This is a genomic window from uncultured Fretibacterium sp., assembly GCF_938040765.1.
In the GTDB taxonomy this organism is placed as follows: domain Bacteria; phylum Synergistota; class Synergistia; order Synergistales; family Aminobacteriaceae; genus CAJPSE01.
Genome location: NZ_CALIAA010000210.1, coordinates 1 through 4,544, shown reverse-complemented (window position 1 = coordinate 4,544; position 4,544 = coordinate 1). Strand labels below are relative to the sequence as shown.

At 60.4% G+C, this 4,544-nt stretch carries 3 protein-coding genes; all 3 read right to left on the bottom strand.

What is annotated here, in order from left to right; translation table 11 throughout:
* Positions 1 to 42 precede the first annotated feature (42 nt).
* A complete protein-coding gene (locus Q0176_RS07245) occupies positions 43 to 954 on the bottom strand; it encodes a hypothetical protein (RefSeq protein WP_299300818.1) in 912 nt (303 codons plus the stop codon).
* Positions 951 to 3,362 (bottom strand): hypothetical protein, encoded by a 2,412-nt coding sequence (locus Q0176_RS07240; protein WP_299300815.1) that lies wholly within the window; start codon positions 3,360 to 3,362, stop codon positions 951 to 953. Before Q0176_RS07240 ends, Q0176_RS07245 begins: the two co-directional genes overlap by 4 nt.
* 823 nt (positions 3,363 to 4,185) lie before the next feature.
* Positions 4,186 to 4,434, bottom strand: coding sequence for a hypothetical protein (locus Q0176_RS07235; RefSeq protein WP_299300813.1), 249 nt, complete (start codon positions 4,432 to 4,434; stop codon positions 4,186 to 4,188).
* Positions 4,435 to 4,544 lie beyond the last annotated feature (110 nt).

Sequence of the window (4,544 nt, the reverse complement as noted above, 5' to 3'; positions counted from 1 at the left end):
CCAGCCATGTGGAAAGGGGGAAAAAATAGTAGTGAGAGGGGTTCATCCGATCAGGCGCCCCCTTTCCGATTGTGTCGTTCCCGAGCCCGGCTTCCATACCCCGGATGCCCGGTCGTAATGGACGAGACTTTTCTCCAGAGCCCAGCCCAGAACCACCCGGCGCATCTCCGCCAACCGCGCCCGGTCGGACAGATCGGGGTCCCTGCCGTCCTTCAGGGCGCGAACCAGCTCCCGGTAACGCGCCATCCACTCCCGGCGGAGAGACCAGGCGAATGGGAGGAACACGGTGCAGATAAAGAGCGCGATGGGGATTCGGACCCACAAACCGGGCATATTTCTCAATGCGTATTCGGCAGACAATGTATTGTAATTATATGGTAAATAAAACGTCTTAAATTCTGTGACTCCGGAAATCCCCCCCGTTGCCAACCAAAGCAACAGCGTTGCCAACAAAAAAGCGGCGAACTGAGCCTTGAAGTAATAGGCTGCGGCCCTGAGCTCGGGGACATCCCAAAACCAGGCCCTCGTCCGGGAAAAGCTGTAATCCACACCCCATCGGCTTCGGGCCTGAACATAAATCGCGTTCAAGCCGCCGTACCACAGCGACAGCATCTCCTCATCGCTCAAGACCTCCTCGTCGTCCGCATCGAACAGGCCGTCTATGGGCGCCTCGAAATAGATCAGCCACACCCCCAGCAGCAGAAGGGTCAAGGCCGTCTCGAGGCAGAGATACAGGTGCTCCCACCAGAACGCGGACAGGCCCGCGACGATGCCCGACGCGATGAAACAAAGCTGCTTCATCGCCCCCATGACGGCGAAGTTTCCATTTCCGGCCCCGGGCCGGGCGCTGCGATACCCCCATGCCCGCCAAAGATTCATACAGGGCGAAGGCAGCATCCAGGCCGATGCCCCCGCCAGCCACAGAAGCCCCAGCACGGAACGCAGCGGCGTCATTTTTTCGTCTTCCCACCCAGCGCCTTTACCGCCGCCTCCGTCGCGGCCCGGTAGGCCCTCTCTATTTTTTGAATTATCGGCAGGGTCTCCCCTTTACGGAGCCTTTCCGCAACGGCACCGCTCAGCGCCCGAATCTCGGGGAGGCCCAACAGACGCTCTCGGTCCTCCGCCTCACGCCCCTCCCTCAACATCGAATGCACCTTGAGGAAAACCCAGACCGAGGCCAAGGCATCGTTCATGCAGTCGATCTCGACCGTCTTGTCGCCCGAAATCCAGAGCCCGCTCAGCAAGCCGAGAGAGACCTCATCCCCCGAGGTAGAAAAGATGGCCCTCACCACGCACGAGCTCTCCCACGATATCGCAATGGGACCGAAATTTCCGTCCGCCGAGGGCTTCACCCTCATGTTCCCCAGCCCACAGACGGTCGAGGAGGCGATGTCCACCCGCGCCCCCCTGGGCAGGGTAATCCGCCCCATGACAGCCCTTCCGACCGAAAAATCGAGGGACGCGCTATTGCCGAAACGGCTGGAGAGATGCACGGGGCCGGAAACCGCCTTCTCCGGAACAGATACCTCGAAAAAATCGGCGGCCCCGTTTGAATTGTCCACCGCCGCGACACCCCCCGCAAACACGACCTGAAGGGCGACATCCAGGTTCTCTCCCTCCACTCTCAGTTTGTCCGTCCCAATACGCGTGATGGAGTGCAGGACCGGAACGCGGGAGCGGAGGCTCTGGACCTCCACGCCGTAGTTCCTGCGTCCTCCGATCGACAGGGAAACGACCCAGGCGCCCTCGGAGACCTCGTTCGGGCACAAAAAGACAGCCTTGTCGCCGTCCAGAAGGCGCGGCCTCACGTTCAGAGGATCGGAGTGCTCCTTCAGCGATTCGCGCAGCACAATCCAGGTATCCTCCGCGTTTGCCTTCCTCAGTTCCTCGCACCGGACCTCAATCTCCTCCCCCGGAGCGATAACGTCAGGGACCTCCCGCGCCGGGTTGAAGAACGACACGCGGGGCATCCGATGCACATTCCATAGCTTCGTCGGCCTCAGCCGGTCGGAGTCGTTCACGTCCAGGAGACCGTCCTGGTCGTCATCCCTGTCCTTGTAATCGAAAATTCCGTCCCCATCCGTGTCCGCAGGGCGTCCGCCTCTGAACATCCCCTCCACATCGTCCGGCACGCCATTGCCGTCGCTGTCCGTATCGAGAAAATTGGGGATGCCGTCGCCGTCCGTGTCGTTGCGGGGAAAGAACTGCTCGAAGGGCAGTTTGAATGACAAGATCCTGTCGAAGGGGTAATATTCAACGAAGTCGGGGATGCCGTCGCCGTCCGCGTCGGAGTTCCGGTCCAGCCACACGGCGCCCTTGGGAGAGTTGCCGGGGTTGACCGCATTCCGCCAGGCGGAGTCGGAAAAGGTTCCGGCCTCGCGGTACGGCTCCAGACGGCGCAGTACCGTCAGCAGTTCCATGAGGTCGGGCAGGGTGTCGTCATCCGTGTCCTCATACCCCCTGTCCATGCCCAGAAGGTCGTGCAGCTCGTCCGGGATGCCGTCGGCATACTCGTCCTGAAAGATCAGCGCGCGGTAACGCCACTTCTGTGCGGCCTCCGCCAGGGTCATAATGGTGAACCAGTACACCCCGGGACGGGGAATCTCGCACTGTGCCCACGTCCAGTCGCTGGCCGGAAGGCCCGGCATATTGAAAACGGTCAGGGGCTCCTCGTTCTTCCCCGTCTCGACGCTCATGACGGGGTTCATGAACGGCGTGTGGGCGACCAGGACCGAATAGGCCCCCGTCCTGTCGAAGCGGATAGCAAAACAGTCGCTGTCACAGCCGGCGCTGTTGTCCACGACGCCCGACATGGCGGCGGGCATCGCGGCGGGAGCTTCCCTGAATTCCGCAGTGTCGATGCCATTGTTTGAAGCGCACCCCGTCTCGGCCTCCGCGTATTCCGGGTAGGCACCCCGCGACGGGTCGAGCGGACCGGCGTCCCAGACGTCGGGAGTCCCATCCCCATCCGTATCGCTCTTGAATGTCCTCATGGGCCCCGGATCCGTATCCGGCAGTCTGAGCCCAACAGGAGCCCACGGGTCGTACAGGGCTTTGAATCCCGCTTCAATGGCGGCATTTGCCGCCTCGAAAAGCTCCTGCGGCACATCAGGCAAATGTGTGGTCCGAGCCGAGTGCTCCGATAGTTGGGAGGTCAGGTAATCCGGGTCTCTGGACAACCCTTTGGCGACGAGGTGACCCAATCTCCGAACCTCCGGCAGCGCCAGCAGCACTCTTCGGACCTCCGCCTCCCGATCCTTTACGGATCTGTACGCCGACACCACAGGCCAGATGATCGCCAGTGCCGTGCTCATGCTGTCGATCGTCACCGTCTCGTCCCCGGGGATGTAGAGACCGCTCAAAAAAAAACGTGCCTCCTCCTTGCCTTTGCGCGGGGGCAGAAAGGTATGCAGGCTGCACATCTCGTCCCGAGGCAGTTCCAGAGGGCCGAACCGCCCGTTGGACGCCGGTTTCGTCTCCTCATCGTGGAACGATAGAGAAACGGTCAGGGAAGACAGTTCTACAGAGACTCCCTCAGGCAGGACAATCCGGCCGCCTACCCCCTGCTTCCCAAAAAATGAGATGAGAAACGACGACAGCAGAAACGCCCCCGAGATAAAAAGGAGTACCCAGCAAACGGACCGCATTTTCACGTTTCATCGCCCCCCCTTGTCCAAGGCCATTGTTTGTGCAGGCTGCAGAACAGCGTTTCCCCCGCCTCCCGCATCGCCTCGAAGAACCCGGCGGCATGGGCGTTCCGCCCCTCATGCAATGCACGGGACAGAGCCTGACATCGAGGCATCCACTCGCTGTAAACATCAAGCGACAATAGGTAGCGGGTACAGAACCATCCCCAGACATACAATAAGCCATAAGATGCCCAGCGAGAACCGCAGAGTCGTCATCTCCTTCCACCAAAGGTAAGGAAAAGAGGCAGGTGTATCGCAAGCGCTCCCACGATAAACCAAAAGGTGTACTCATCCCAGATGACTCCCAGCCCCAACAGGACGCCGCTGCAGGTATGCAGAACCAATTGGATTGTACGACACCAAGCATCGCTCTCAAAAATGGACGGACTTCGCCTATTACTTTGAGATGCACGCCGCAGCCATGTGCAGGGAACGGGAAGCATCCAGACCAACGTAACGATGACCCACAGCAGGCTCAGCGCCAATCGCCGGCTCATCATCCGATTATCCGCCCCTTTTGCGCATTCAGCTGCCAGACGCCCCGATCCCGATCGTAGCGGACATAGCCGCTGTTCACACCCCATCCCAGAACGGTCCGGCGCATCTCCGCCATGCGCGCCCGGTCGGAAAGGTCCGGGTCCCGCCCTTCCTTCAGTGCAAGAATCAGCTCCCGGCAGTGCGGCATCCACTCCCTGCGGATGGCATTGGCGAAGAAAAAGAATACGACGCAGAACAAGACCATCATAACGTCGAACCATACGTCAAGCCAGGAAAACGAGGAAGATGCCGCATTTCGAGCAAGTTCATATGTCAAACCCCGGAAGCTCGCAACAGTTCCATACAAGTGCGCCACTG

Bases quoted from the DNA above. Each gene is read 5' to 3' on its own strand.
- Q0176_RS07235 (WP_299300813.1), bottom strand. From the start codon at position 4,434: ATGATGGTCTTGTTCTGCGTCGTATTCTTTTTCTTCGCCAATGCCATC.
- Q0176_RS07245 (WP_299300818.1), bottom strand. From the start codon at position 954: ATGACGCCGCTGCGTTCCGTGCTGGGGCTTCTGTGGCTGGCGGGGGCA.